This window comes from Mangrovihabitans endophyticus (assembly GCF_014646155.1).
GTDB classification, from domain to species: Bacteria; Actinomycetota; Actinomycetes; order Mycobacteriales; family Micromonosporaceae; genus Actinoplanes; species Actinoplanes endophyticus.
This window is the reverse complement of the sequence record NZ_BMMX01000001.1, coordinates 1,051,898-1,074,815: the sequence shown is the minus strand read 5'-3', so window position 1 is coordinate 1,074,815 and position 22,918 is coordinate 1,051,898. Positions and strand designations below refer to the sequence as shown.

Annotated in this window: 12 protein-coding genes; 1 reads left to right on the top strand and 11 read right to left on the bottom strand. The window is 73.7% G+C overall.

All coding sequences use genetic code 11. The features are described 5' to 3' along the window. Positions 1–88 precede the first annotated feature (88 nt). From IEY73_RS04235 to IEY73_RS04195, 9 genes are read right to left on the bottom strand one after another with little or no spacing between them, the layout of a single operon-like run. Complete coding sequence (locus tag IEY73_RS04235) at positions 89–1,501, bottom strand: cytochrome P450 (RefSeq protein WP_189077631.1); 1,413 nt, start codon at positions 1,499–1,501, stop codon at positions 89–91. Then, positions 1,498–4,446 (bottom strand): type I polyketide synthase, encoded by a 2,949-nt coding sequence (locus tag IEY73_RS04230; protein ID WP_189077630.1) that lies wholly within the window; start codon positions 4,444–4,446, stop codon positions 1,498–1,500. The genes IEY73_RS04235 and IEY73_RS04230 overlap by 4 nt, the downstream gene beginning before the upstream one ends. Next, complete coding sequence (locus tag IEY73_RS04225; RefSeq protein WP_189077629.1) at positions 4,443–8,222, bottom strand: FkbM family methyltransferase; 3,780 nt, start codon at positions 8,220–8,222, stop codon at positions 4,443–4,445. The genes IEY73_RS04230 and IEY73_RS04225 overlap by 4 nt, the downstream gene beginning before the upstream one ends. Further along, the gene (locus IEY73_RS04220) at positions 8,219–9,505 is read right to left on the bottom strand and encodes a serine hydrolase domain-containing protein (RefSeq protein ID WP_189077628.1); all 1,287 of its coding nucleotides are present in this window, start codon (positions 9,503–9,505) and stop codon (positions 8,219–8,221) included. Before IEY73_RS04220 ends, IEY73_RS04225 begins: the two co-directional genes overlap by 4 nt. Then, positions 9,502–12,597, bottom strand: a complete 3,096-nt coding sequence (locus IEY73_RS04215) for a type I polyketide synthase (RefSeq protein ID WP_189077627.1) — start codon at positions 12,595–12,597, stop codon at positions 9,502–9,504. Before IEY73_RS04215 ends, IEY73_RS04220 begins: the two co-directional genes overlap by 4 nt. Continuing rightward, the gene (locus tag IEY73_RS04210; protein WP_189077626.1) at positions 12,549–15,659 is read right to left on the bottom strand and encodes an amino acid adenylation domain-containing protein; all 3,111 of its coding nucleotides are present in this window, start codon (positions 15,657–15,659) and stop codon (positions 12,549–12,551) included. The genes IEY73_RS04215 and IEY73_RS04210 overlap by 49 nt, the downstream gene beginning before the upstream one ends. Further along, complete coding sequence (locus IEY73_RS04205; RefSeq protein WP_189077625.1) at positions 15,656–16,930, bottom strand: serine hydrolase domain-containing protein; 1,275 nt, start codon at positions 16,928–16,930, stop codon at positions 15,656–15,658. The genes IEY73_RS04210 and IEY73_RS04205 overlap by 4 nt, the downstream gene beginning before the upstream one ends. Before the next feature lie 10 nt (positions 16,931–16,940). Then, positions 16,941–17,990: an aldo/keto reductase gene (locus IEY73_RS04200; protein ID WP_189077624.1), complete on the bottom strand. Its 1,050-nt coding sequence runs from the start codon at positions 17,988–17,990 to the stop codon at positions 16,941–16,943. A gap of 26 nt (positions 17,991–18,016) precedes the next feature. Beyond that, the gene (locus IEY73_RS04195; RefSeq protein WP_189077623.1) at positions 18,017–18,691 is read right to left on the bottom strand and encodes a DUF4440 domain-containing protein; all 675 of its coding nucleotides are present in this window, start codon (positions 18,689–18,691) and stop codon (positions 18,017–18,019) included. Between the two features lie 266 nt (positions 18,692–18,957). On the opposite strand from IEY73_RS04195, the gene IEY73_RS04190 reads away from it, so the two are divergent. After that, positions 18,958–19,386 (top strand): ester cyclase, encoded by a 429-nt coding sequence (locus IEY73_RS04190; RefSeq protein WP_189077622.1) that lies wholly within the window; start codon positions 18,958–18,960, stop codon positions 19,384–19,386. Between the two features lie 73 nt (positions 19,387–19,459). Here the strand turns inward: IEY73_RS04190 and IEY73_RS04185 are convergent, their stop codons facing one another. Beyond that, entirely contained in the window at positions 19,460–20,737 is a 1,278-nt protein-coding gene (locus IEY73_RS04185; protein ID WP_189077621.1) for an ABC1 kinase family protein, read from the bottom strand. 12 nt (positions 20,738–20,749) lie between these two features. Continuing rightward, positions 20,750–22,900, bottom strand: a complete 2,151-nt coding sequence (locus IEY73_RS04180; RefSeq protein WP_189077620.1) for a methyltransferase domain-containing protein — start codon at positions 22,898–22,900, stop codon at positions 20,750–20,752. Positions 22,901–22,918 lie beyond the last annotated feature (18 nt).

Here is a 22,918-nt window from a genome sequence, read left to right as displayed (position 1 = left end):
CCCGAACAGTGGCACTTGCCGGTCAGCCTCTCACCGGCCGCTCCCCCGACACTTCTTCGTCGTTGCTTCCGCCACCGCCGCCGCGGGCTCAGCGCGAACCATCGAGATCCAATGTGGACACCACGGTGCCACGCAGCCTCGCCGCAGCGGCGCGCCCGGCCATCGGCGCCAGCGTGACGGGCAGTCCGGGCCGGGGTTGCAGCACCATCAGGCCGCCGCGATCGATGCGAGCGCCGGAACGCATCTGCGGGCGCCATCGTTGCAGCAGCATGGCCAGCACGAGCCGCATCTCCAGCATCGCGAAACCCGCGCCCAGGCAGGCGCGCGGGCCAGCCGAGAAGGGCAGATACTCGTACGGGCCCGGATCGCAGGTCAACCAGCGATCCGGCGCGAACCGGTCCGGCTCCGGATAGAGCTCGGGCAGCCGATGGGTGACATAGGGGCTGAACACCACGGTGGCGCCGGCCTCCAGCCGGTAAGGGCCGAGGTCGCACGGAGCGGTGCTCACCTTCCCCCACCACGCGACCGGCGGCAGCAGCCGCAGGCTCTCCTTGACCACCCGGGTCAGCAACGGCAGCGCGGCCAGCCCGGCCGCGTCCGGCGGCGCACCGCGCAGCGCGCCGTCCACCTCGTCCGCCAGGTCGTGCAGCACACCGGGATGTGCGCACAGCAACAGCACGGTCCAGGCCAGGGCGGCGGCGGTGGTGGCGTGCCCGGCCATGAACAGGAACGCGGTCTGCCCGACCAATTCCTCGTCGCTCAGGCGCACGCCCCGCTCCTCGGCGTGGATCAGGCGGGCCAGCGCGTCACGCCCGCCGGACGGCCCGGCGCGGCGCCGGCGGATCAGATCCCGCACGGTGCGTTCGAGACGGTCGGACAGCGTCTGCAGGCGGTGGTACGGCAGCCCCGGAACGTCCAGCGGCATCGCCATGGCCGGCACCGAGAACACCGCGTCCATCCAGTCCTGCAGGAGGCGGCCGGTGGGTCCGCCGTCCGCGCCGGGCTCCAGACCGAGCAGGGTCTTGACCGCCACCGCCATGGTCAGGGTGCGCATCTCGGCGAGCAGATCGAGCCGGTCGCCGGTGTGCCAGCCGGCGAGATGCCGCGCGGTGACGTCGGTGATGTCGCCCGCGTACGTCTCCACGTGGCGCCGCGGCAACGCGGCGGCGACCAGCCGACGAACCCGGTGATGGGGTTCCCCGTTCATGGTGGTCAGCCCGGCGTAGAGCCGCCGCAGCGAGCTGTCCTGCGGCATCCGCACGGGCGCGGAGGCGGCGTCGAGGTTGTGGAACAGGTCGGGGTCGCCGAGCACCACGCGGTTGTACCGCGGGGAGAAGACGAAGACATGACCGGTGTCCCCGCGGGCGAGGGCGGCCACCTCGCCGTACCGCTCGTGCAGCCGGTGCAGGTGCGCCACGGCGTCGGTCAGAAAGGCCAGGAAGTTCCCGCGGGCCCCCAGCAACGGCACGGGCCGGGGACCGGGAATCCGCGCCCCGGTCATCGCGCCTCCTCGGCGTCGCGCCCACCGCGGCGGGCCACGGCGGGCGGCCGTACGGCGTCCACGCATGCCGCCAGGCCCGCCGCGGTGGGCGACTCCATCAGGGTGAGCGTGGTCAGCTCGGTGCCGAACGTGCGGTTGACCGCCGCCATCATCTCGGTCACGAGCAGGGAGGTGCCGCCGAGCTGGAAGAAGTCGTCATGCACCGACAGGGTGGGCACGCCGAGCATGTCCCGCCACAGGCCCGCCATGATCTGCTCGGTGGACGACTCCGGCGCCGCCGACGGCTCGGCCGCCTCCGCCGCCGGGCCGGCCGGTGTCGGACCCCCGTCGAACCAGTGCCGCCGCCGTTCGAACGGGTAGGTCGGCAGCGGCACCCGGCGGCGGCGTTCCGGCGCCGCGAACCCCTCCCAATCCACGTCGGCGCCCGCCTGCCACATCCGGCCCAGCGCGCCCACCAGCGCCGCGCGGGCGCCGCCGGGCGCGGTCTGCGGAGGCAGCGACGGCACCACGGTGCGGCTCGGGCCGGTCATCCCGTGCGAGCGCACCAGCGTGCTCAGCGCCCACCCGGGTCCGGCCTCCAGGAACATCCGGCCGGGGTGTCGCAGCAGTTCGCCGACCGCGTCGGAGAAGCGCACCGTGCCGCGCATCTGACGCGTCCAGTACCCGGGATCAACGGCCTGTTCGTCGGTGATCCAGGTGCCGGTCAGGTTGGACAGGAAGGGCACCGACGGGGGCCGCAACGTCAGACCGGCGACGTGCGCCCGGTACGGCTGGAGAATCGGATCGAGGTGCCGGGAATGACCGGCCGAGCGCACCGCCACGACGGAGCAGCGCACCCCGTCACCGGTCAGACGGGCGGCGAGCGCACGAATCCGTCCGGCTGGACCGGAGACCACGCAGTTGTTCGGGGCGTTGACGGCGGCCAGATCCAGATCATCGGCGAGCAGGTCGCGAACCCGCTGGACGGGCAGCGCGACGCTGAGCATCTCGCCCACCGGCAGGCTCTCCAGCAGCCGTGCGCGGGCCACCACCATGTCCAGCGCGCCGGGCAGCGTCAGCACACCGGCCAGGCACGCCGCGCTGATCTCGCCGAGGCTGTGGCCGAGCAGCGCCGCGGGCCGGATCCCCCACGACGTCCAGAGCGCGGCCACTGCCCGGCACACGATCAGCAGCAGCGGAAGCTGGATCGACGGGCGCGCGTACTCCGGCGGCGGGTCCGCGACGCCGCGGGCGGTGAGCGCGGCGAAGTCGTAGTCGCTCAACCCGTGCAGCGCGTCCAGCCCCTCGTGCAGGGCCGTGCGGAACACCGGCTCGGCGTTCACCAGGTCGGTCAGGTCCGGTGGCCGCCGGCTGCCGCCACCGGGCAGCAGGAAGACCACCGGGTGCGGGCCGGCCGGGACCGTGGTGGCCGGTGGTGGCGCGCCCAAAGCCGCGACCGCCTCGCCCCTGTCGTGGCACGGCACCGCCCGGCGCACGCCGAGCATCCGGCGCCCGGCCTGCAAGGTGTGCGCCACGTCGGCGATCCCGGTCTCCGGATGCTTGTCCAGGTGGGCGCGGAGGGCCGCCGTCGCGGCGTCCAGCCCGGACCGCGTACGCGCCGAGAGCACCAGCAGCGCCGGCGAGCGCGCGGGCCCGGAGGCGGCGGGCGGCGGGGCCTCCTGCAGGACCACGTGCGCGTTGGTGCCGCCGATGCCGAGCGACGTCACGCCCGCCCGGCGCGGGCCGGTCCGCCGCGGCCACGGCAGCGGCTCGGTGTTCACGAAGAACGGCGAGCCCGCGAAGTCGATCCGCGGGTTGGGCGCGCGGAAGTGCACGGTGGGCGGGACGAGGCCGTGCCGGACCGCCAGGATCGCCTTGATCAGCCCGGCCACACCGGCGGCCGCGTCCAGATGCCCGAGGTTCGTCTTGACCGAGCCGACCGCGCAGAACCCGCACCTCGACGTCGCGCGGCGGAACACGTTGCTCAGCGCGGTCATCTCGATCGGGTCGCCGAGCGGCGTGCCGGTGCCGTGCGCTTCCACGTAGCCGACGGTGCCCGCGTCGACGCCGGCATGGGACAGCGCCTCGGCCACCACGTCGGCCTGGCCACCGAGCCCGGGTGCGGTGTAGTCGGCCTTGGCCGAGCCGTCGTTGTTGACCGCCGACCCCTTGATGACGGCGTGCACCGTGTCGCCGTCGGCAAGCGCCTCGGCCAGCGGACGCACCACCACCACGCCGACGCCGCTGCCCAGCATGGTCCCGGCGGCGCGCGCATCGAACGCGCGGGTGTGCCCGTCCGGCGAGAGCGGACCGTCCGGCTCGCTCAGGTAGCCGGCACGCTGCGGCACCCGCACCGCCACGCCCCCGGCCAGGGCCATGTCGCACTCGCCGGCGAGCAGCGCCTGGCACGCGGTGTGCACCGCCACCAGCGAAGTCGAACACGCCGTCTGCACGGTGATGCTGGGACCGCGCAGTCCCAGCTTGTACGACACGCGGGAGGTCAGGAAGTCCTTGTCGTTGGCGACCAGGGTGGCGACCGGTCGCTCCCGCAACTGTCCCGCGACGCCGGTGGCGTACAGGTAGCTGTTCATCGCCGCGCCGGCATAGACGCCGACCGCGCCGGGGAACCGGGCCGGGTCGTGCCCGGCGTGTTCCATCGCGGTCCACGCGCATTCCAGGAAGACCCGGTGCTGGGGGTCCATCAGCGCCGCCTCCCGCGGCGAATAGCCGAACAGGCCCGCGTCGAACAGGTCGTGACCGTCGAGCAGGGCGGCCATCGGCACGTACCGGGGATGGCCGCGGGCCTCCGGCGGGACCCCGGCGGCACGCAGGTCGGCCGCGGACAGCCCGGTCACGGATTCCACCCCGGCGACCAGGTTGTCCCAGAACTGGTCCACGTCGGCCGCGCCGGGAAACCGGCCCGCCATGCCGATCACCGCGACGTCCTGCTCGTCCACCGCCGTCACCCGCCCTCTCCGGCGGCGCGCGAGCGGGGCGGCACGGACCGGCGGCGCAGCCCGCGGCGCTGCCCGGCGTCCCCGGCATGCTCGGCGCCGCCGCGCAACATGCCGGCCATCGCGCGGACGGTCGGATGCTCGAACGCGCCGATGGCCGGCAACGCCCGGCCGAACCGCTCGCTCAGTTCCGCGATCAACTGCACCGCCCGCAGCGATGTGCCGCCCAGGTCGAAGAAGTTGTCGTCGATGCCCACGTCGTCGATCGCCAGGATCCGGCGCCACGCCTGGGCGACGGTGCGTTCCAGGTCGTCGCCGGGCGTGCCGGGCGGCCCGGCCAGGGACGGACGCCGCCGGGCGCGCCGCCGCTCGACCGCCGCGACGACGGCGTCCAGGTGGTTCAGCTCGGTCGCGATCCGCTCGTACGGTGGCGCACCCGAGCGTTCCGGCCCGGCCGCGGCGGGCGAGCGCGGTTCGGCGGCCGGCGGCTCCTCGTCGCCGGGCCGGAAGGTGGCGTGCGCGGCGGCGGCTGCCGACACCGCGAAGCGCAGCACGTCCCCGTCGCGCGGCGCGGGACCGGCGACCGAGGTCAGGAAGGCGCGCGCCGGGGCGTTGCGCCCGGTCTCGGTCAGCGGCACCGTGATGTCGCCGAGGCCGCGATGCTGCGCCAGTTCGCCGAGCGCGGCGAGCATCCGGTGCTCCACGCCGCGCCCCAGGGCACGGCAACTGAGCGACAGGCCCGCCACGTCGAGCACGTCCCCGGCGACGCGGAACAGCATCACCCCGACCAGGCCGTAGTCGCCGAACCGGTCGCGCACCCGGACGGTCCGGCATTCCAGCCCGGCGGCGAGGGCCGCGCGCAGCCCAGCCGGGCCGAACCGGGCCGCCGTGGTGGTGAACTGATGGGTGCGTTGGGTCAGTTGCGCGATGCGGGGCAGATCCGCGGGCGTCGCCGGGGCCACCACCACCCGCAGGTCGAGCCCGGCCAGGAAGGAGGCGAAGTCCAGCGCGCCGGAACGGGCCGCCGCACGGTCCCGCTCGGTGCGGTACCACCGCGCGCGGGTGCGGTCCTCGCCGGTGACGTCGGCCCGGTCGAAGGCCCACAGGTGTCGCAGCACCGCCGCGACCGGGTCCGGTCCGGACGGCAGGCACACGGTCAGCGCCTCGGGCCGGTGCGCGCGCACCTCGGCACACTCCACCGGATCGTCGTCCAGCAGCACCATCGCGTCGGTGCCGACCCCGAGCTCGGCGGCCAGGGCGGCCAGGTTGTCCGACTTCGCCGCCCAGTTCAGCCGCCACGCCGCCAGGTGCTCCGGCCGCAACGGCAGATCGTCACGGGCGGCGAACACCGCGAAAACGTCGGCGGCGTTGTTGCGGCTGCACAGGCACAGCAGCGTGCCCGCGGCGCGCTGCCGCAACGCGAATTCCTGCACCGCCCGGTGCGGCGCCTCCAGGCGGACGCCGCGCGGCCCGTCCTCGCCGCACCGTCCGGCCCACAGCGTCTCGTCGCAGTCGAGCACGAGCACCTTGGCCGGTGGGCGGCCGGCCGCGAGGATCCGGCGTGCGACGAGCGTCCCCACCGCCGCGAAGAACCGGCCGGTGTACGGGACACCGCCCAGCTCCTCGGCGCGTGGCGCGTCGACGTGCCGCACCGGGTGGGCACGCCGCACGTCCCGCGCGGTGACCACCTGCACCCCGGGGATCCCGGCCAGTCCCTCGCAGATCCGGTGCTGCGCGCGGTCCAGACGCCGCCGCTGCGCCGGATCGCGCCGCTCGGGCGCCGGCGGGGGGCAGAGCACCACGACGAGCGGGACCGCCGTCGTCTCGGCCGCCCGGCGCGCCGCCCGCACCAGGTCGTCGACGTTGTGCCGCAACGACGAGGGTGCGTGCCGGCGGGACCGGCGGGCGGGCGGCCCGGAGGATCGCGCCGCGGGCCGGCGCGCGAAGATCCCGGCGTACCCGGTGCCGCGCAGCATCGCGTCGTCGTCGGCCACGACGGTGAAACCGCGCGCCGCCAGGATGTCCCGCACCCGCCGGACCCGGTCCGGGTCGTGCGCCTCCACCACCACCTGGCGGATCGCCGGCCAATGCTCGTCCGCGATGCCGCGCAGCACCCGTTCCTCGTACCCCTCCGCGTCGATCTTCAGCAGATCGACCCGGGTCAGGCCCTCCGCGCGCCAGACCCGCGACAGTGTGGTGACCTTGCGGTGCAGGGTCCGGGCGTCCAGGCGGTCACCCGTCAGGCGGTCCAGCACCGCATGCAGGCCGGTGAGGTGCGTCCCGCCCACGCTCCGCAGCACGTTGCCGGCCACCGCCCGGACCGCCGCCCGGTCACGCACCGCGTCGGCCGCGAACCCCGAGAAGACGCTGGCGTTGCGATAATCGGTGAACGGACGCTCGCCGTCCGCCTCGGCCAGGCCCGCCTCGAACACCCGGGTGGCCGGGCCGTGCGTCGCGACGTTGCGCCGCAAGGCGTCGGCGGCATCCGGGGACGGCTCGAACGCGTACACCCGGGCCGCGGCGCACTCGTGGTGCACGAACAGCGTGAACAGCCCGATGTTGGCGCCCACGTCCACCACCACCGCGTCGTCCGGCAACACGATGCCGTGCCGCAGGTAGGACCGCCGGACGAAGATCTCGTCGTAGAGGAAGGCGGTCTCGTACTCGTGCAGATGTGCCACATCGCCGACCTCGGGCAGGTGGTAGCGGGCCCCGTCGCCGACCGCCGGGGTGAGGTCGCTCGCGCGGACCAGGATCACGTTGGCCGGGCCGGTGTTCGTGCACAGCAGGCTGTCGGGGTCGAGGAGCTGCTGATAGACCTGCCGGTACGGGGCGAAGGCGACATCCGCGTCCAGGCCCAGCGTGTCCAGCCAGAAGGCGAGCGCGTCGGCGAGGGGTTCGGCGGTGAAGGTGGCGGCCACCACCACGCGGGGGCGGGTGGCGGGCGGCGGCTTCTCCTCGGCAGCAGCGGACAGCCGGCGCAACCGCACCCCGCAGAGCGCGCCGGCGTTCCGGCCACCGGAGTCCAACAGCCGCACATCACCGACGATGTCGCCGTCCGTCGCCTCCGGACGCAGACGCGCGTGCACGCGGCGCACCGGACGGCCGGGCAGGTGCAGCATGTCGGCGCCGGCCAGCACCAGGGTGCCGGGCCGGTCCGGGCCGACGGCCGCCGCCAGCACCTGCATGGCCGCGTCCATGACGACGGCACCGTCGGTGTCCACACCGGTGATCAGGGCCACGGCCTCGCCTGCGCCGACGCGGCACTGGGTGATCGCACGGAAGCCGGGACCGAACCGGTTTCCCGCGTCGCGCATCCCGGCGTACAGCCGGTCACCGGTCAGCGCGCGACCACCACGCCACACCGCATCGGCCTGGCCGGCCGGCGGTGCGTCGTCACCGGCGTCCACGGATGCCGCCGGATCCGGCACGTGCGCGACGGCGTGCCGGATTCCGGTGTCCGCGCCGGTGACGGCGACCTCCCGGCCGCCCGGCACCGGCGTCACGGTGATCCGCAGGTCGCGCGGCTCGTCCCGGGGCACCACGAAGAAGCGCAGGAAACGCACATGGCGCAGAGTCTCCGGGCGGTTCCCGCCGGTCGCCGCGGCGGCGGCCCGCGCCAGCTCGACGTGCACGGAACCGGGCAGCACCGGCACGCCCTGCACCACGTGGCCGGCGAGGTTCGGCTGGGCGGCCAGGCTCAGCGAGACGGTCCACCGGTCACCGCCGGAGCCGGCCGGGCGAAGACGGGCGGCCCACCCTGCGAACTGCGGCCGGTCGCCACTCATCGCTGACCGGCCCGCACCGCGCCGGTCACGCCGGGGACGAAGACCCGGAAGATCACCTTCATCGCCGCACCCATGTTCGGGTTGATCACGATGTTGGGCAGCCGCTGGCTGAGGAAAACACCGATCAGCGACGGCTCCGACCGGGGCTCCAGCCAGCAGTACGTCATCATGCCGCCGAGCTGTTCCAGGGTGTCCACCCCTTGCCCGTACGGGGTGGCCTGGGTGCGATAGCCGAAGCCCATGGTGTGCCCGTGTCCCTGGTCGTCGGCGAGCAGGGCGGCCACCCGATCGGACAGCACCCGGCGGTCGCCGTCGCGACCCCTGTCGCGCACCACACGCAGGAACCGCATCAGGTCCACGACGGTGGTGTACATGCCGCCGTCCGGAAAGACGAAGCGCCACCCGCGGCGGTACTTGTCCCAGCGGCCGTCCGGCCCGGGACTCACCTCGGGTGGCATCAGACCGTCCCGGGTGACCAGCGCGACATCCGCGATCCGGGCGCGCTGCCCGGCGCTCACCCCGTCGTCCATCCGTGCGTCCAGATCCGGGTCTCCGGTGGGCTGGGCGATGAAGAAGGAGTCCGTCATGCCCAGCGGTGCGAAGACCCGCTCGTGCAGGAACCGGTTCACGGACTGGCCGGACAACGACTCCACGATGCGCGCGGCGATCACGTAGCCGATGGTGCTGTAGAGGTAGGCGGCGCCGGGTTCGGTCACCGGCTCGTACGTGCGCATCAGATGCTCGCTGACCTGGTCCAGGGTCAGCGTGCGGGCAGGCTGGCAGTGCCCGTCGGCGACCATGTATTCGTTCGCGCCGCCGGGGTAGCAGGTGTAGGTGCCGGTGGGCCCGAGCGCGACGCTGGCCTGCGGGCAGTACGGCGGTGGACCGTCCGGATCGTTGCAGGGGCTCTTCGGGCTGTCCGTGTAGGGCTGGATCGACGGCAGTCCCGCGGTGTGCTGCAACAGGTGCCGCACCTGGATGCGGCTCTTGCCCGGATGCTCGGCGTACGCGCGCATGCCGGGCAGCCGCCACACCTCGGTGTCCACCTCAAGCAGACCGTGTTCCTCCAGCGCGAGCAGCACCGCGGTGCCGGTGAAGGCCTTGGTCATGGTGCCGATCGCGCAGATGGTGCGCGGCGACCAGCCGGAGCCGACGCTGCCGAACAGCGGCTCGTCGGAGCCGGTCTGCACGGCGAAGGTGGCGCCCGGCAACTGCGCCGGGTCTGTCTCGTGTTCCGCACGGACCTCGCCGGTCACGCGCGTCCACCACTGCGGGACACTCATGTCGTTCTCCTTCGTGCCGGTGCGGTGGGACGGCTGCCGAAGCGGAAGACGTCGTCGATGCGCGCGGCCAGTTCCTCGACCGTGGGCGCTTCCATCAGCGTCAGCAGCGGCAGGTCGATCCGGAACGTCCCGTTCAGCCGGGCGGCCACCCGCGTCAGCAGCAGAGAGTGCCCGCCCAGGTGGTAGAAGTTGTCCCGCGGGCCGATGGGGACGTCGCCCAGCACCGCCCGCCAGACCGCGATGACGACGGCCTCGGTGGCAGTGCGAGGCGCGGCCGCATCCCGGGCATCCGCGGTGGCATCGGCGTCCGGCGCCGCGGTGCCGGACTCGGCGGGTGCCGCGGTGCCGGACTTGGCGGGTGCCGCGGTGCCGGACGCGGCGGCGGGGCGGTCCGGGAGCGTCCCGGCGTGGGCTTCGGGCGGCTCCGGGTCCACGTCGGCGGGTGGCGCGTCGATCCAGCACCGGCGACGGCGCATCGGGTGGCCGGGCAACGGTATCCGGCGGCGCGGCTGCCCGGCCGAGAACGCCGCCCAGTCCGGATCCACGCCCGCCTCCCACAGCCGGCCCAGGGCGCGCACCACCGATGGCGCGTCGTCGCCGGACGGGCCGTCGACCACCGCCAGCGGGCCGGGCTGTTGCCGGGCCGGCCCGCCGAGCGCCCCGCCGGCACCCACCTCCAGCAGCACGTAGCGGCCGAGCCCGGCCAGCGTGCGCAGGCTGTCCGCGAACCGCACGGGCCGGCGCAGGTGCCGGGCCCAATAGTCCGCTGAGGTGGCTTCCGCGTCACGCATCCAGGCACCGGTCACCGTGGAGACCAACGGAATCCGGGGCGCAGCGGGTGACACCTGGCACACCGACGCGCGCAACGGCGCGATGATCGGTTCCATCATCGCGGAGTGGAACGCGTGGGTCACCGGCAACCGGCGCGCCGGCACCGCTTGCCGGCGGAGCCGGTCGGCCAGTTCCGCGACCGCGTCGAGCGGCCCCGCGACCACGCATTGGGCGGGGGCGTTGACGGCCGCCACCGTGAGACCGTCGCGCAGATGCGCACGCGTGCGTTCCTCGGACAGCGGCACGGCGAGCATCGCGCCGGCCGGCACCGTGTCGACGAGCCGGCCGCGTGCGGCCACCACCCGGGCGGCGGCCTCCAGCGGGAACACCCCGGCGAGGCACGCGGCGACGAACTCGCCGAGGCTGTGCCCGACGAGTGCGGCCGGGTGCACTCCCCACGACTCCCAGAGGCTGGCCAGCGCGTACCCGAGGGTGAACACGGCCGCCTGGGTGGCGGCGCCGCCCCGCGGCTGCGCACCCCGCTCCACGAGCGTGCGCAGATCGGTGTCCATATGGGACGCGAAGTGGTCGGCGCAGCGGTCCACGCCTGCCCGGAACACCGGTTCGTGCCGGTATAGCCCGGCGCCCACACCGGCATCCGGCGCACCCTGGCCGGGCAGCAGGAAGACCACCGCGGGCGGCGGGGCGGCGCGGGCCGGTGCGGCGGGCATGCGGCGGGAACCGGCCGCGCGTAAGGCTTCCGCCGCCTCCGCCGCGGTGCGTGCGACGGCGGACCCGCGGCAGGCGAAAGCCGCCCGGCCCACTTGCAGCGTGTACGCCGCGTCGGCCAGGTGAGCGTCGCCGTGGGCGGCGAGATGGTCGGCCACCGCGCCGGACAGCGTGGCCAGGGCGTGCGGGGTGCGGGCGGACACCGCCAGCAGCACCACCGGCCGCGCCGGAACCGACGCGGCCGGTTCCGGCGGGGCAGGCGCCTCCTGCAGGACCACGTGCGCGTTGGTGCCACCGACGCCGAGCGCGTTCACCGCGGCCCGCCGCGGCCCCGCGCCGGCCGGCCAGGGTTCGAGCCGGTCCGCCACCCGGAACGGGGTCTCGTCCAGCCGCAGGTCGGGATTCGCGTGCCGAAAGTGCAACGTCGGCGGGATCTCGCCGTGGCGCAGCGCCAGCACCGCCTTGATCAGGCCGGTGACGCCGGCCGCCGCGTCGAGATGGCCCACGTTGGACTTGACCGAGCCGAGCGCGCAGAAGCCCCGCGCGCGGGTGAACCGGCGGTAGGCGCGGGTCAGCGCGGCCACCTCGATCGGGTCACCCACCCGCGTGCCGGTGCCGTGCGCCTCGACGTAGGCCACCGTCGCCGGGTCCACGTCGGCCGCGCCCAACGCCTCGACGACCGCGTCCGCCTGGCGGCGCACGCTCGGCGCACTGAACCCCGCCTTGTCCGCGCCGTCGTTGTTGACCGCGCTGCCCCGGACCACCGCGTGCACCGTGTCGTGCTGCGCACGGGCGTCGTCCAGCCGCTTCAGCACCACGATCCCGGCACCGCTGCCGAACAGGGTGCCGCCCGCGGCGGCGTCGAACGGCCGGCAGTGGCCGTCGGCGCTCAGCATATGGCCGCCGTCGTGCAGGTAGCCGACGCGGTGCGGCACGCGCACCGACACCCCGCCGGCCAGCGCCATGTCGCACTCGCCCGCGAGCAGGGCACGCACCGCGAGATGCACCGCGACAAGCGAGGTCGAGCAGGCCGTCTGCACGGTCAGGCTGGGCCCGGTCAGCCCGAGTTTGTACGAGACGCGGGTGGCCAGGAAGTCCTTGTCGCTGGCGGTGAGCGTGAACAGGTAGTCGTCGGACAGCCGCGGCAGCAGACCGCTGAACAGCAGATACGAGTTGAGAGCCGACCCGCCGTAGACACCCACCGGCCCGGTCTGCCGGCCCGGGGCGTATCCGGCGTGTTCCATCGCTGCCCAGGCGCATTCCAGGAAAAGCCGGTGCTGCGGGTCGAGGGCACACGCCTCGCGGTGGGAATAGCCGAAGAAGTCCGCGTCGAACAGGGAGGGGTCGGCCAGCACCGGCGCGGCCGGCACGTAGTCGGGCCGGGTCCGCAGCGCGTCGTCCACGCCGGCCGCGCGCAGTTCCGCAGCGTCGAAGACGGTGACCGACTCCACCCCGGCGCGCAGGTTCGCCCAGTACCGGTCGGCGTCCGGCGCGCCGGGCACCTGGCATGCGAGGCCGACGACGGCGACGTCCGGGTCGGCGTTCACGTCGCGCCACCGCTGCGGTGCCGGCGTGCCCGGCCGCGCGCCCACGCCGGGTCGTCCCGGCCGCCGTCGCCCGGTGGCCCGGTGGCGTCCGCCCGGTCGATCGTCGCGGCGAGACCGCGCGCGGTCGGCGTGTCGAACAGGTACACCACCGAGACGTCCGCGCCCAGGTCCCGGCGCAGCCGGGCGGCCACCGCGGAGGCGGCCAGCGAGGTGCCGCCGAGGTCGAAGAAGTTGTCGGTGGCACCGACCCGGTCGAGCCCGAGCGCCTTCGCGAAGGCCGCCGTCACGGCGCGTTCGGTGGCGCCGCGGGCATCCGCACCTCCCGGCGGTGACGTGGTCGCGGCCGGTTCCGGGGCGGGCAGCGCGGCGCGGTCCACCTTGCCGTTCGGGGTCAACGGCACACGGTCCAGCATGATGATCGCGGACGGCACCAGCGCGGCGGGCAGCCGGTGTGCCAGTTCCCGGCGCAGCCCGGCCGCCGTCGGCGTGGTGGCCGGCATTGACCGCGGATGGTTGGCGTACGCCCGGGGGTCGGCGCCGCCGGTGTGGCGCGCCGGGACCATCGCCGCGCCCGTGTCGTGGAGCACCACGTCACAGGTCTCCGGGTCGCCATCGGCCGGGCAGCACACCTCGACGCTCCACGACAGGCGACCGCCGAGTGTCCACAGTGTCTCCGGATGCACGCCCCGGCCCGCGCAACGGCGCGCCGCGGCGGCCCGGACACGCCCGGCGGTGGCCGACGCCCCGGCGGCCAGCAGCCGGGACTGCTCGACGCAGGCCAGCACCCGGGCGTTCGGCACCCCCCGAACCCCGAGCACGGGCGGCCGGGGACGCAGGCGCGCCGCCGCGGTCAGTTCGGCGAGCCCGCGCCACGGCAGCCACAGCGGTTCGGTCGCGGGCCGCGGGCCGCGCGCCGGGTCACCCACGCGCAGCAGGACGTCGTACCGGAAGCGGGTCAGTTCGTTGTCGTGCTTGCCGCGCTTGAGGTGCAGGTGAACGGTCCGCACGCGAGCGTCCCAGGCCGCAAGCGCGGTGAAGAACCGCGGATCCAGCACCAGTTCCGGTTCCTGGCGCAGCCTGCGGTGCGCCGCCCCGCGTACCGTCGCCGCCGGGGTCTGCTCCGCGGCCCGGTGCAACGCCACCGACGAGTGGAACGCCTCCAGCAGCGGAAGGCTGCGTACGTCGGCGAGGTAGATCCAGCCGCCGTCACCCACCATGTCGAGGGCGCCGGCCAGCACGCGCAGCAGGTAGCCGGCGTCCGGGAAGTGCTGCACGACCGAGGAGAGCACCACCACGTCGAAGTCCCCCGGCGGCAGGCCGGTGACATCATCGGCAGCCCGGCGCTCGGCCCGGGCCTGCGGCAGCGCCGGCCGGTGCCGGTCGAGCAGGGCGTTCACGTGCCGCACGGCCGTCGCGGACAGGTCGGTTCCGAGGTACGCCGAGCAGTGCGGCGCGACGCGGAACAGGAGCAGACCGGTGCCGCATCCGATGTCCAGCACCCGTTCCGGCCGCAGCGCGAGCACCCGCTCGACGGTCTGCGTCACCTGTTCGCGCATCTGACCGGCGGGCAGCGGCGAACCGGTGTAGCTGCTCACCCAACTGGCGAGGTTGAACGTGGGGTCGTCCCCGGTCGGCGTCTCGGCGCCGAGCCGCGCGTAGATCACCTCGTCGTACAGCTCGCGCCATCGCTGCACCGACGCGGCACCGTCCCGGCGGGGGCCGTCCGGCGGATCCGGTTCCGGCACCACGTAGGCGGCCAGACGCGGCACATCGGCCGGGTCCCGGTACGGCGCCACCACGCACTCCCGCACTCCCGCGCAGCCGCGCAAGGCCGTCTCGATCTCCCCCGGTTCGATCCGCACGCCGTCGAGCTTGATCTGCCGGTCGCGGCGGCCGAGGTATTCGACCTCCCCGTCCGGCCGGCGCCGACCGAGATCTCCGCTGCGGAACATCACGGCGTCGGGGCGGCCGGCGAACGGGTCGGGCACGAACCGTTGCGCGGTGAGCGCGGGACGGTTGTGGTACCCGCGTGCCACACCGGCACCGCCGATGTAGATCTCCCCGGTGACTCCGGCGGGCACCGGGCGGCGGAGTTCGTCGAGCAGGTACAAGCGGGCACCGGCGACGGGCCGGCCGATCGGGACGGTGCGCGCCTGCGGTGCCAGCCGCCGCACCAGGTGCCAGGCGGCGAACGTGGTGGCCTCGGTCGGGCCGTACGCGTTGAGCAACCGCCGGGGCGGCCCGGCGGCGAGCACGCGGCGTATCCAGTGGGCGTCCACCGGCTCGCCGCCCACCAGCAGATCCGACAGGCCGGCGAACGCCCCCGGTTCGGCGGCGGCGGTCATGTGGAACAGACCGGCGGTCAGCCACAGCACGCTGATGCGGTGGGCGCGCAGGTCGGCGGCGAGGGCGCCGGGGTCCAGCACGCGGTCCGGTGGCAGCACCACCAGGCAGGCGCCGTTGAGCAGGGCGCCCCAGATCTCGAACATCACCGGGTCGAAGCCGACGCTTGTCACGTTCGCGACCCGGTCCGGCGCGCCGATCCGCACGTAGTCGGTGTCGCAGACGAGCCGGACGACGGAGCGGTGCGCGATGCGGCTGCCGTTGGGTGTTCCGGTGGACCCCGAGGTGTACATCAGGTACGCCAGGTCCTCGGCACCGCCGGCAGCGCCAGCGTCCTCCAAGGCCGGGTCGTCCGGGGCCGGGTCGTCCGGGGCCGGATCGTCCGGCCCGTCGTCGAGGCACCGCACGGCGAACGGACCGGACGGCACACGGGCGTGCCACCGGCGCAGGGTCAGCACCAGCGCGGCGCCGGAGTCGTCCAGCAGGAAGCCGATCCGGGCGGCGGGCAGGTCCGGATCGACGGGCACGAAGGCGGCACCGGTCTTGAGCACGGCGAGCATCGCCACGACCAGATCCAGGCCGCGATCCAGCACCAGGGCGACGAGTGCGCCGCGACCGGCGCCCCGGCGGCGCAGGTCCGCGGCCAGCCGGCCGGCCTCGTCCGCCAGTTCCCGGTACCGCATCCGCGCCGGGCCGTCGCACACGGCGACGGCGTCCGGCACGCGTGCGGCGGTCGCCGCGAAACGCTCCTCCACCCGGCTCATCCGCGCTCCCGGTAGACGGCCGGGACGAACTCCCGGAAGATGGCCCGCATCCCGTCGGCCATGTTGTTGCGCAGCACCGCGTTGGCCAGCCGCTGGCTGAGGAAGACCCCGAGCAGCGGATCACCGGGCCGCGGGTCGTACCAGAAATACGTCATCAGGTTGCCCAGGTGGTCCAGCGTTCCGGGGCCTTGCCCGTACGGGGTGGTGGTCGACCGGAAGCCCAGGCCCATCGTGCTGGCGAAGCCCTGGTCGGCGGTGAGCAGCCGGGTCACCGCCGGGGACAACACGGTGGCGGCGCCGCAGCGTCCGCCGTCACGTAGCAGCCGCAGGAACCGCAACAGGTCCGCGGCGGTGCTGTACATGCCGCCCTCCGGAAACACGTACCGCCACCCGCGGCGCAGCCGGTCCCACCCGCCGCCGGCACCCGGGGCGATCTCCGGCGGCCACCGGCCGTCGTGGGTGATCAGCGACAGCGGGGCAACCCGGTCGCGCTGCTCCCGGGTGACCCCCTCGTCGATGCGCCGGCGCAGCTCCGGATCGCCCGGCGGCTGCGCGACGAAGAAGGAGTCGCGCATGCCCAGCGGCCGGAACAGCCGGCGCCGCAGATACACGTTGGGCGACTGCCCGGTCAGCCGTTCCACCAGCCGTCCGGCCACCACATGGTTCGCCGAGCTGTACGTGTACTCCGCGCCGGGCTCGTGCAGCAACGGGTATGTCCGCATCACGAACGAACTGACCTCGTCCAGGGTGGCCGTCCGGGCCGGTCTGCGGTCGCCGCCCAGGGACACCGACTCGTTGGTGTCACCGGGCGAGCCGCGCCAGCGCACGGTGGGCCCGAGCGTCCCCGGGCCCTCCGGCCAGATGTCCGGCGGATTCCGGGGTGGGCGGAACGCCTCGGGTGGCGCGCCGTACGGCAGATACAGCGGCATGCCGGAGGTGTGCTGCAGCAGGTGCCGCACGGTGATGCGCTTCTTGACCGGGTCGCTCGCGAAGGGTTCCATGCCGGCGAACTCGGCCACCGGAGCGTCGACGTCCAGGGATCCGTTGTCCTCCAGGGCGAGCAGCACCGCGGCGGCGGTGAAGGTCTTGCTCATCGAGGCGAGCGTGCAGATGGTGTCGGCGGTCCAGCCCGCGCCCACGGCGGCAACCTGCGGGCCGGCGGTGCCGGCGGTCTCCACCGCCAGCACCGCGCCGGGCAGGTTGGCGGGATTCGCCCGCTGGTAGGCGGCCATCCGCTCGACGACCGCCGTCCACCATCCGTTCTCGCCCATCGGGTCCGCCTCACCGGGAGACGACGTCGACCAGGCCGGCGTGTTCGCCGTACATGAGACGCCGGACCAGGCCGCTGTTGAGGAAGTCGTGCGGGAAGCCCAGCCGGATCCGGCTGACCGCGTCCAGCCGGTCCGCCTGCTCGGCGGAGAGCAGGCTGTCGAAGCAGGCCGCGTTCTGCCGGACCTGCTCCGGTGAGGTGGCCCCGAACAGCGGGATGGCGCCGCGGCGGCGCAGCCAGTTGAGGGCCACGTGGGCCGGAGGGCACTCGTTCTCCTCGGCGATCCGGCACACTTCCCGACCGATCTCGACGGTGCGGTCGTTGCGTGGCAGGAACCGGGACATCACCGGATCGTCGAGTCGGCGACCACCGGATCCGTTGCTCCCGGCGGTGTCCCCGCCGGACAGGTATTTGCCGGTCAGCCATCCGCTGGCCAGCGGGGTCCAGGCGGTCACGCCCAGGCCCAGGCTGTGCGCCATCGGCAGGATCTCCCGGTCCACGTCGCGCTCGACGAGGCTGTACTCCACCTGGACCGCGACGAACGGGGTCCAGCCCCGCTGGTCGGCAAGCGTCACGGCATGGGCCACCGCCCACGCCGGGGCGTTCGCCACCCCCAGGTACAACACCTTCCCGCGGCGCACCAGATCGTCGGTGGCGCGCATCAACTCCTCGGTGGGGGTGAGCGGATCCCAGGCGTGCAACCAGAGCAGGTCGAGATAGTCGGTGCGCAGCCTGCGCAGGCTGGACTCGACCGAGCGGACCAGGCTCTTGCGGTGCGCGCCGGAGGCGTTCACGTCGTCGGCCGCCAGCGTGCCGCCGAATTTGGTGGAGAGCACCACGCGGTCCCGGCGACCGGTCAGGTAGCCACCGAGGTAGTCCTCGGTGGGGCCGTAGGTGTGGGTGTCGAGGAAGTTCCCGCCGGCGTCGAGGAAGGCGTCCACGATGCCGCGTCCCTCCTTTTCGGACACGCACCATCCGCCGCCGGTGCCGTCGAAGGTCATCGTGCCCAGGCACAGCGCCGACACCCGCAGCCCGCTCCTGCCCAGCAGCTTGTACCGCATCGGTGCCTCCCGAGGCCCGCAGGGGGTCAGTCGTCGACGAACACCCAGTCGGCCGCGTCGGCGGGTCCCGGCAGGTTGTCCGGGTCCGGTTGCAGCGTCAGTTGCGAGGCGGCCAGCCGCCACCGGTCGTCGGAACGGACGTACGTGTGGGTGGACCGGAATGTGCCGGTGCGGCGGCGACGCCGCGTCTCACCGGTCTTGATGTTGCGCGCGAGCTGTGTGGCGTTCATCCGGAAGACGCCGACCGAGATGGCCGTGTCGCCCTTGACCATGAACTCGTCGCTCAGCGTCTCGAACCCGCCGCGCCCGAAGGTCTCCTTGCGGATCTTCCCGGAGAAGATCGCTTCCATCGTCTTGTCCCGGCCCCCGATGTTGCCGGCCGGGTCGGTGAGCCGGTAGTCCTTGGTGAACGAGTCTTCGAGCAGCGCCCGGTCGGCGGCCAGATCCTGCTGATCGACCGAATCCCTTGCATCCCGCTCGGTCTCCAGGGCGATCTGGTTGTACGCCGCGCTGATCACCGTGCATTCGGCCATGATGTTCTGCACCGCGGTCCGCGCCAGGTCGACCTGGGCCAGGTCGACGCCGTCCGCTTGGGCGGCGGCCCGGTCCACGGTGAGCGTGCCCGTGGTCTGCTGAATCTGCTCGTCGGTCAGCCCGGCACGCTCCTGGTACCGCTGGCGCCGCTCGGGATCCATCGGCATGTCCTGCTCCCTCCGTGCTTCAGGTCCGGGGCGACGTCGTCGGCCCCGTCTGAGCGCCAGTCTCGGACCGGGCCGCGGACGGCAACTTCTTCCACGTTGCGCTGCGCCGCCGTGCCCGCCCCGGCCGCCGTGGCGGGCGCGGGCAGCAAGACCGGAGAAGCTCGGCCGGCGACCGTCCGGAAGTGTTGAGCGGTGGAGGACAACGACACCACACCCGCTCGCGCCCGCGGGCCGGTGCGCCGACGGCACGAGGAGGCGACGATCCGATGTCGACCGAGGACAACAAGGAACTGGTCCGCCGATACATCCAGACCTGGAACAGCGGAGATCTGCAGGGCGTGGCCGAGTTCTGGGCGCCCGAGATGGTGCATCACACGCGCAGCGGCAGCCACGGCTTCCACGAGGTGGTGACCATCGTCTCGGACTTCATGCGGGCGTTCCCCGATCTGCAGTTCGAGATCGAGGATCTGGTCGCCGACGGGGACCGCGTGGCCAGCCGGATGACCGCACGGGCCACCCACACCGGCGAATACCTCGGTACGCCGGCCACTGGCCGGAAGGTGAGCTGCTCGGTGTTCGGCATCGCCCGCATCGCCGACGGCAAACTGGTCGAGCATTGGGGCGTCACCGACGAACTGCAGTTGATGGAGCAGGTCGGCCTGGTGCCGGAGGAATACTTGGCGGCCATGGCCTGACGCGCGAACGGTGGCCGCCGCGGCGTGCCGGGGCGGCCACCGTGCCAGCGTGGGCGGGCGCTGCCCGGCCGGCCTAGCCGCGGGCGCCCGCGCCGGTTTTCGGGTCGGAGCTGCCGACCTGCTGGAAGTCCACGGTCGCGGAGAAGCCGCGGACCGTACCGTCCAAGACGTTGAGCGACATCATCGGGAACGCGAAATCGGAGGCGGCGTAGATGCCGTGCTTCTGTTGCAGGGTGAAGACCGCATCGCCGAACTCCTTCATGTCGAACTCGCGGTCCGGGCCGGCGTGCCGGTCCACGAGATCCGCCATCGCCGCGATGAACGCCTCCCGGTCGGCCGGGTTCGGGTCCACCGCGCTCTCCAGCACGATCTCGCCGCACCGGCGGCCGTCGCCGCGCAGCAGGCACGCGAAGAACTCCCCGATGAGTTCGCGGACCCGCTCGGGCAACTGCACGCAGTAGCCCGCGTCGAGGATCACCACGCGCTGGTCGCGTGTCAGATAGACGTTGCCCGGATGCAGGTCGCAGTGCACGAACCCGTCGACGAACATCATCCGGTTCGCGGCTTGCAGAACCCGGTCCGCCAGCGCCGCGCGCACATCGGCGGGCAGTGCGCCGGGGGTGGCCGTGTCCAGTTGCGGCAGGTATTCGAACAGCAGACAGGTCGGGCTGGACACATCCGCGTACACGGCCGGGACGCGAATCTGCGGTACGGGCGACAGGCACTGCCGCAAACGCGTGATGTTGCGGGCTTCCCGGGCGAAGTCGAGCTGGCCGAGGATCGCCGTGCTGACGTATCCCACCAGGTCCGCCATCGGCATGCCGCGCATCCGGGGCATGCGTTCGAATCCGCGCATCAGCGCCCGCACCAGCGCCAGGTCGGCGCGCATCCGCGCCTCGATGCCGGGCCGCATCAACTTGACCGCCACCACCCTGCCGTCGGTGAGCTGCCCCCGGTACACCCCGGCGATGCTGCCGTTGGCCAAGGGCCTTTCGTCCATGGTGGACAGCATCGGCACGCCGGCGTCGCGCAGCGCTCGGTCTCGTTGCCGCCGGGACATCGCTCGGACGGCGTCGTGCAGCCGGGACAGCTCCGTGGCCATCTCCGCGGACATGGTGTCCCGGCGCGTACTGGAGGTCTGGCCGAACTTCACGAAGGTCGGCCCGAGGACCTGCAGGGTGCGCACGAGCCCGCGGTAGCCGGTGCGCCGGGCCCGGCGGGGGCCTCCGACGATCAGCGAACCGGCCATCGCCGCCGCTGTCGCCACGGTGGATCCGGCCAGCACCACGGATATCACGGTGAGCCGGCCGAGCATTCGCCACACGGGCACGGCGGGAGTGGGCTGCGACATCTCGGTCCTCCTCTACGGCCGGAGCACGAACAAGGCGTTCATCGGGCTCTGCACCGGCACCTCGTGCACGTGCCCGAAACCGGCCTTGCCGGCCAGGGCGGCCAGGGTCTCGTACGGCAGTCCGAGGGTGCCCAGCGCCGGACCGCCCGCGGCCAGCGCCGCGGGTACGCAGTGCAGGACGCTGGTGGCGTACAGGATCTGTCCGGCCGGCCCGGTGTTCTCCCCGGGGGTGGCCGCCGCGCTCTCCTGGATCAGCAGGACCCCGTCCGGTTTCAGCGCGGCCCGCGCAGCGCCGAGCAGCGCATACGGGTCCGGCGCGTCGTGCAGGGTCGCGAACATGGTGATCAGATCCAGCGGACCGGTCAGGTCACCGGCGGCGTCCGCTTCCCGGAACCGCACCCGGTCGGCCATTCCCGCACCGGACGCCAGCTCGCTCGCCCGCGCGACGTTGCGCGCATAGACGTCGTAGCCGATGAACTCACTGGCCGGGAAGCGGCGTGCCATGGCCAGCACGGCCCGGCCCGACCCGCTGCCCACGTCCGCCACGCGCGCTCCCCGGCGCAGGCGCTCGACCAGGCCGTCCACGGACGGCAGCCACTGATCGACGAGCAAGGCGTCCAGCCACGTGGCGCTCATCTGCTCCATCGCCTCGTACATCGACTCCGGGAAGCCCTCCGGGCCGATGCCGGAACCGGCGCGGAACGCCGCCGCAACCTCGTCCAGCATGCCCGCCATGGCCGGTACGAGCTGGAATCCCGCGCTCATCGACATCGGCGAGTCCGGTGCGCCCAGCACCGCCGCGTGCTCGGCGGGCAGCGTGAACCGTCCCGCCGGGGCGTCCAGCCGCAGATAGCCGGCGCTGTGCAGGCCCCACAACCACTCCCGGACGTACCGTTCGGCGAGTCCGGTGCCCGCGGCGAGCTCGGCGCTGGTGGCCGGTCCGGCGGCGAGCGCGCCGAGCAGCCCCAGCCGGAGGCCGAGGGCGACGAGCAGACTGGTCATGGCGCCGCCGAGATGGTCCAGCACGGTTTGGCCGAAGGCCATCGCCGCCGGGAGGTCGATCGCCGGTGGGCCGCCGCCGTGGCCGTTCATCGCGCCCGGCGCGGGCCCGGCACCGTTGTGTTCCGGGCTCGGTGCGGCCCCGGCCGTCCACCCGTGCGGCCCGGCGGCCGACGGGCCCGCCCCGAGCAGCATCTGGGCACGGGCGGCGGCACCGGTCCAGAACGAGGTCAGCAGTTTGCGTTCGGTCACCGGATCGTGGATGTCCAGGCGTTCCCAGCCGTGGTGGAAGACCTGCAGGAGGCTTTCGCCGAGCCCGGCCGGCTCGATCCAGAGGCGACCGCCGAGCGCGGCACGCCAGGACGGGCGGCGCAGTTCGAACTCCAGATACGGCATGTAGGAGGGGAACTCCTGACCGGCGTCCACCGACTTGGTCACGGTCAGTTCGACGGTGCCGCTGGCGTCGCCCATCACCACGGTCATCGGGTCGCCGACGGTCAGCGATCCCGCGCTGCGCTGCAGCCAGTGCTGCACCGCCGGCGGGCTGGTCAGCGCTGCCCACGCCGCGTACGGCATCTGCGGGAGCGGAATCTGCAGATACGGTCCCATGCGCCGCCACGGCCACCGGCTGTCCACCCCGGTGCGCAGATAGTTGGCGAGCTGGTCGAGGATCCCCGGCCAGCCCATGCCGTTCCAGGAACGCCAGTCCGACGGTGGGTTGGTCGCCTCCTCGACCACGGTGACCAGGGTGCCTCCGGGCACCGGGCGGACGGTCCAGGTGACCGTGGCGGCCGGGCCGATGCCGACCCAGCGCCACTGATAGATCAGGGTGCCGGGGCGGGCGCCGCGCGGTCGCATCGACTGCGACGTGCGGCAGTAGAAGAACTCGCCGTCCTCGAAGTCCAGTGTGGACTCCTGGTCGGGTTCCGCCCAATGTCCGTGACACACCGCCAGCCAGTGGCGAAGATGTGCGGGTGAGACCAGAGCCTCCCACACCCGCCCGGCCGGGAACGGCATCTCGGCCATGGTGACCAGCCGCTCCCACCGGTCCTGCGCGGCCGGGAACGCGGTGCCGGCCAGCGGCGGGAACGGCGGCGGCGCGGCGCTCGCCGGCACGGATGGCACGCCCGCGATCGCGGACAACGTCGAATTTCCGGTTGCCATGTCCCGCCCCCTGTTCTC

Bases quoted from the DNA above. Each gene is read 5' to 3' on its own strand.
- IEY73_RS04235 (WP_189077631.1), bottom strand. From the start codon at position 1,501: ATGACCGGGGCGCGGATTCCCGGTCCCCGGCCCGTGCCGTTGCTGGGG.
- IEY73_RS04225 (WP_189077629.1), bottom strand. From the start codon at position 8,222: ATGAGTGGCGACCGGCCGCAGTTCGCAGGGTGGGCCGCCCGTCTTCGC.
- IEY73_RS04220 (WP_189077628.1), bottom strand. From the start codon at position 9,505: ATGAGTGTCCCGCAGTGGTGGACGCGCGTGACCGGCGAGGTCCGTGCG.
- IEY73_RS04210 (WP_189077626.1), bottom strand. From the start codon at position 15,659: ATGAGCCGGGTGGAGGAGCGTTTCGCGGCGACCGCCGCACGCGTGCCG.
- IEY73_RS04205 (WP_189077625.1), bottom strand. From the start codon at position 16,930: ATGGGCGAGAACGGATGGTGGACGGCGGTCGTCGAGCGGATGGCCGCC.
- IEY73_RS04200 (WP_189077624.1), bottom strand. From the start codon at position 17,990: ATGCGGTACAAGCTGCTGGGCAGGAGCGGGCTGCGGGTGTCGGCGCTG.
- IEY73_RS04195 (WP_189077623.1), bottom strand. From the start codon at position 18,691: ATGCCGATGGATCCCGAGCGGCGCCAGCGGTACCAGGAGCGTGCCGGG.
- IEY73_RS04190 (WP_189077622.1), top strand. From the start codon at position 18,958: ATGTCGACCGAGGACAACAAGGAACTGGTCCGCCGATACATCCAGACC.
- IEY73_RS04185 (WP_189077621.1), bottom strand. From the start codon at position 20,737: ATGTCGCAGCCCACTCCCGCCGTGCCCGTGTGGCGAATGCTCGGCCGG.
- IEY73_RS04180 (WP_189077620.1), bottom strand. From the start codon at position 22,900: ATGGCAACCGGAAATTCGACGTTGTCCGCGATCGCGGGCGTGCCATCC.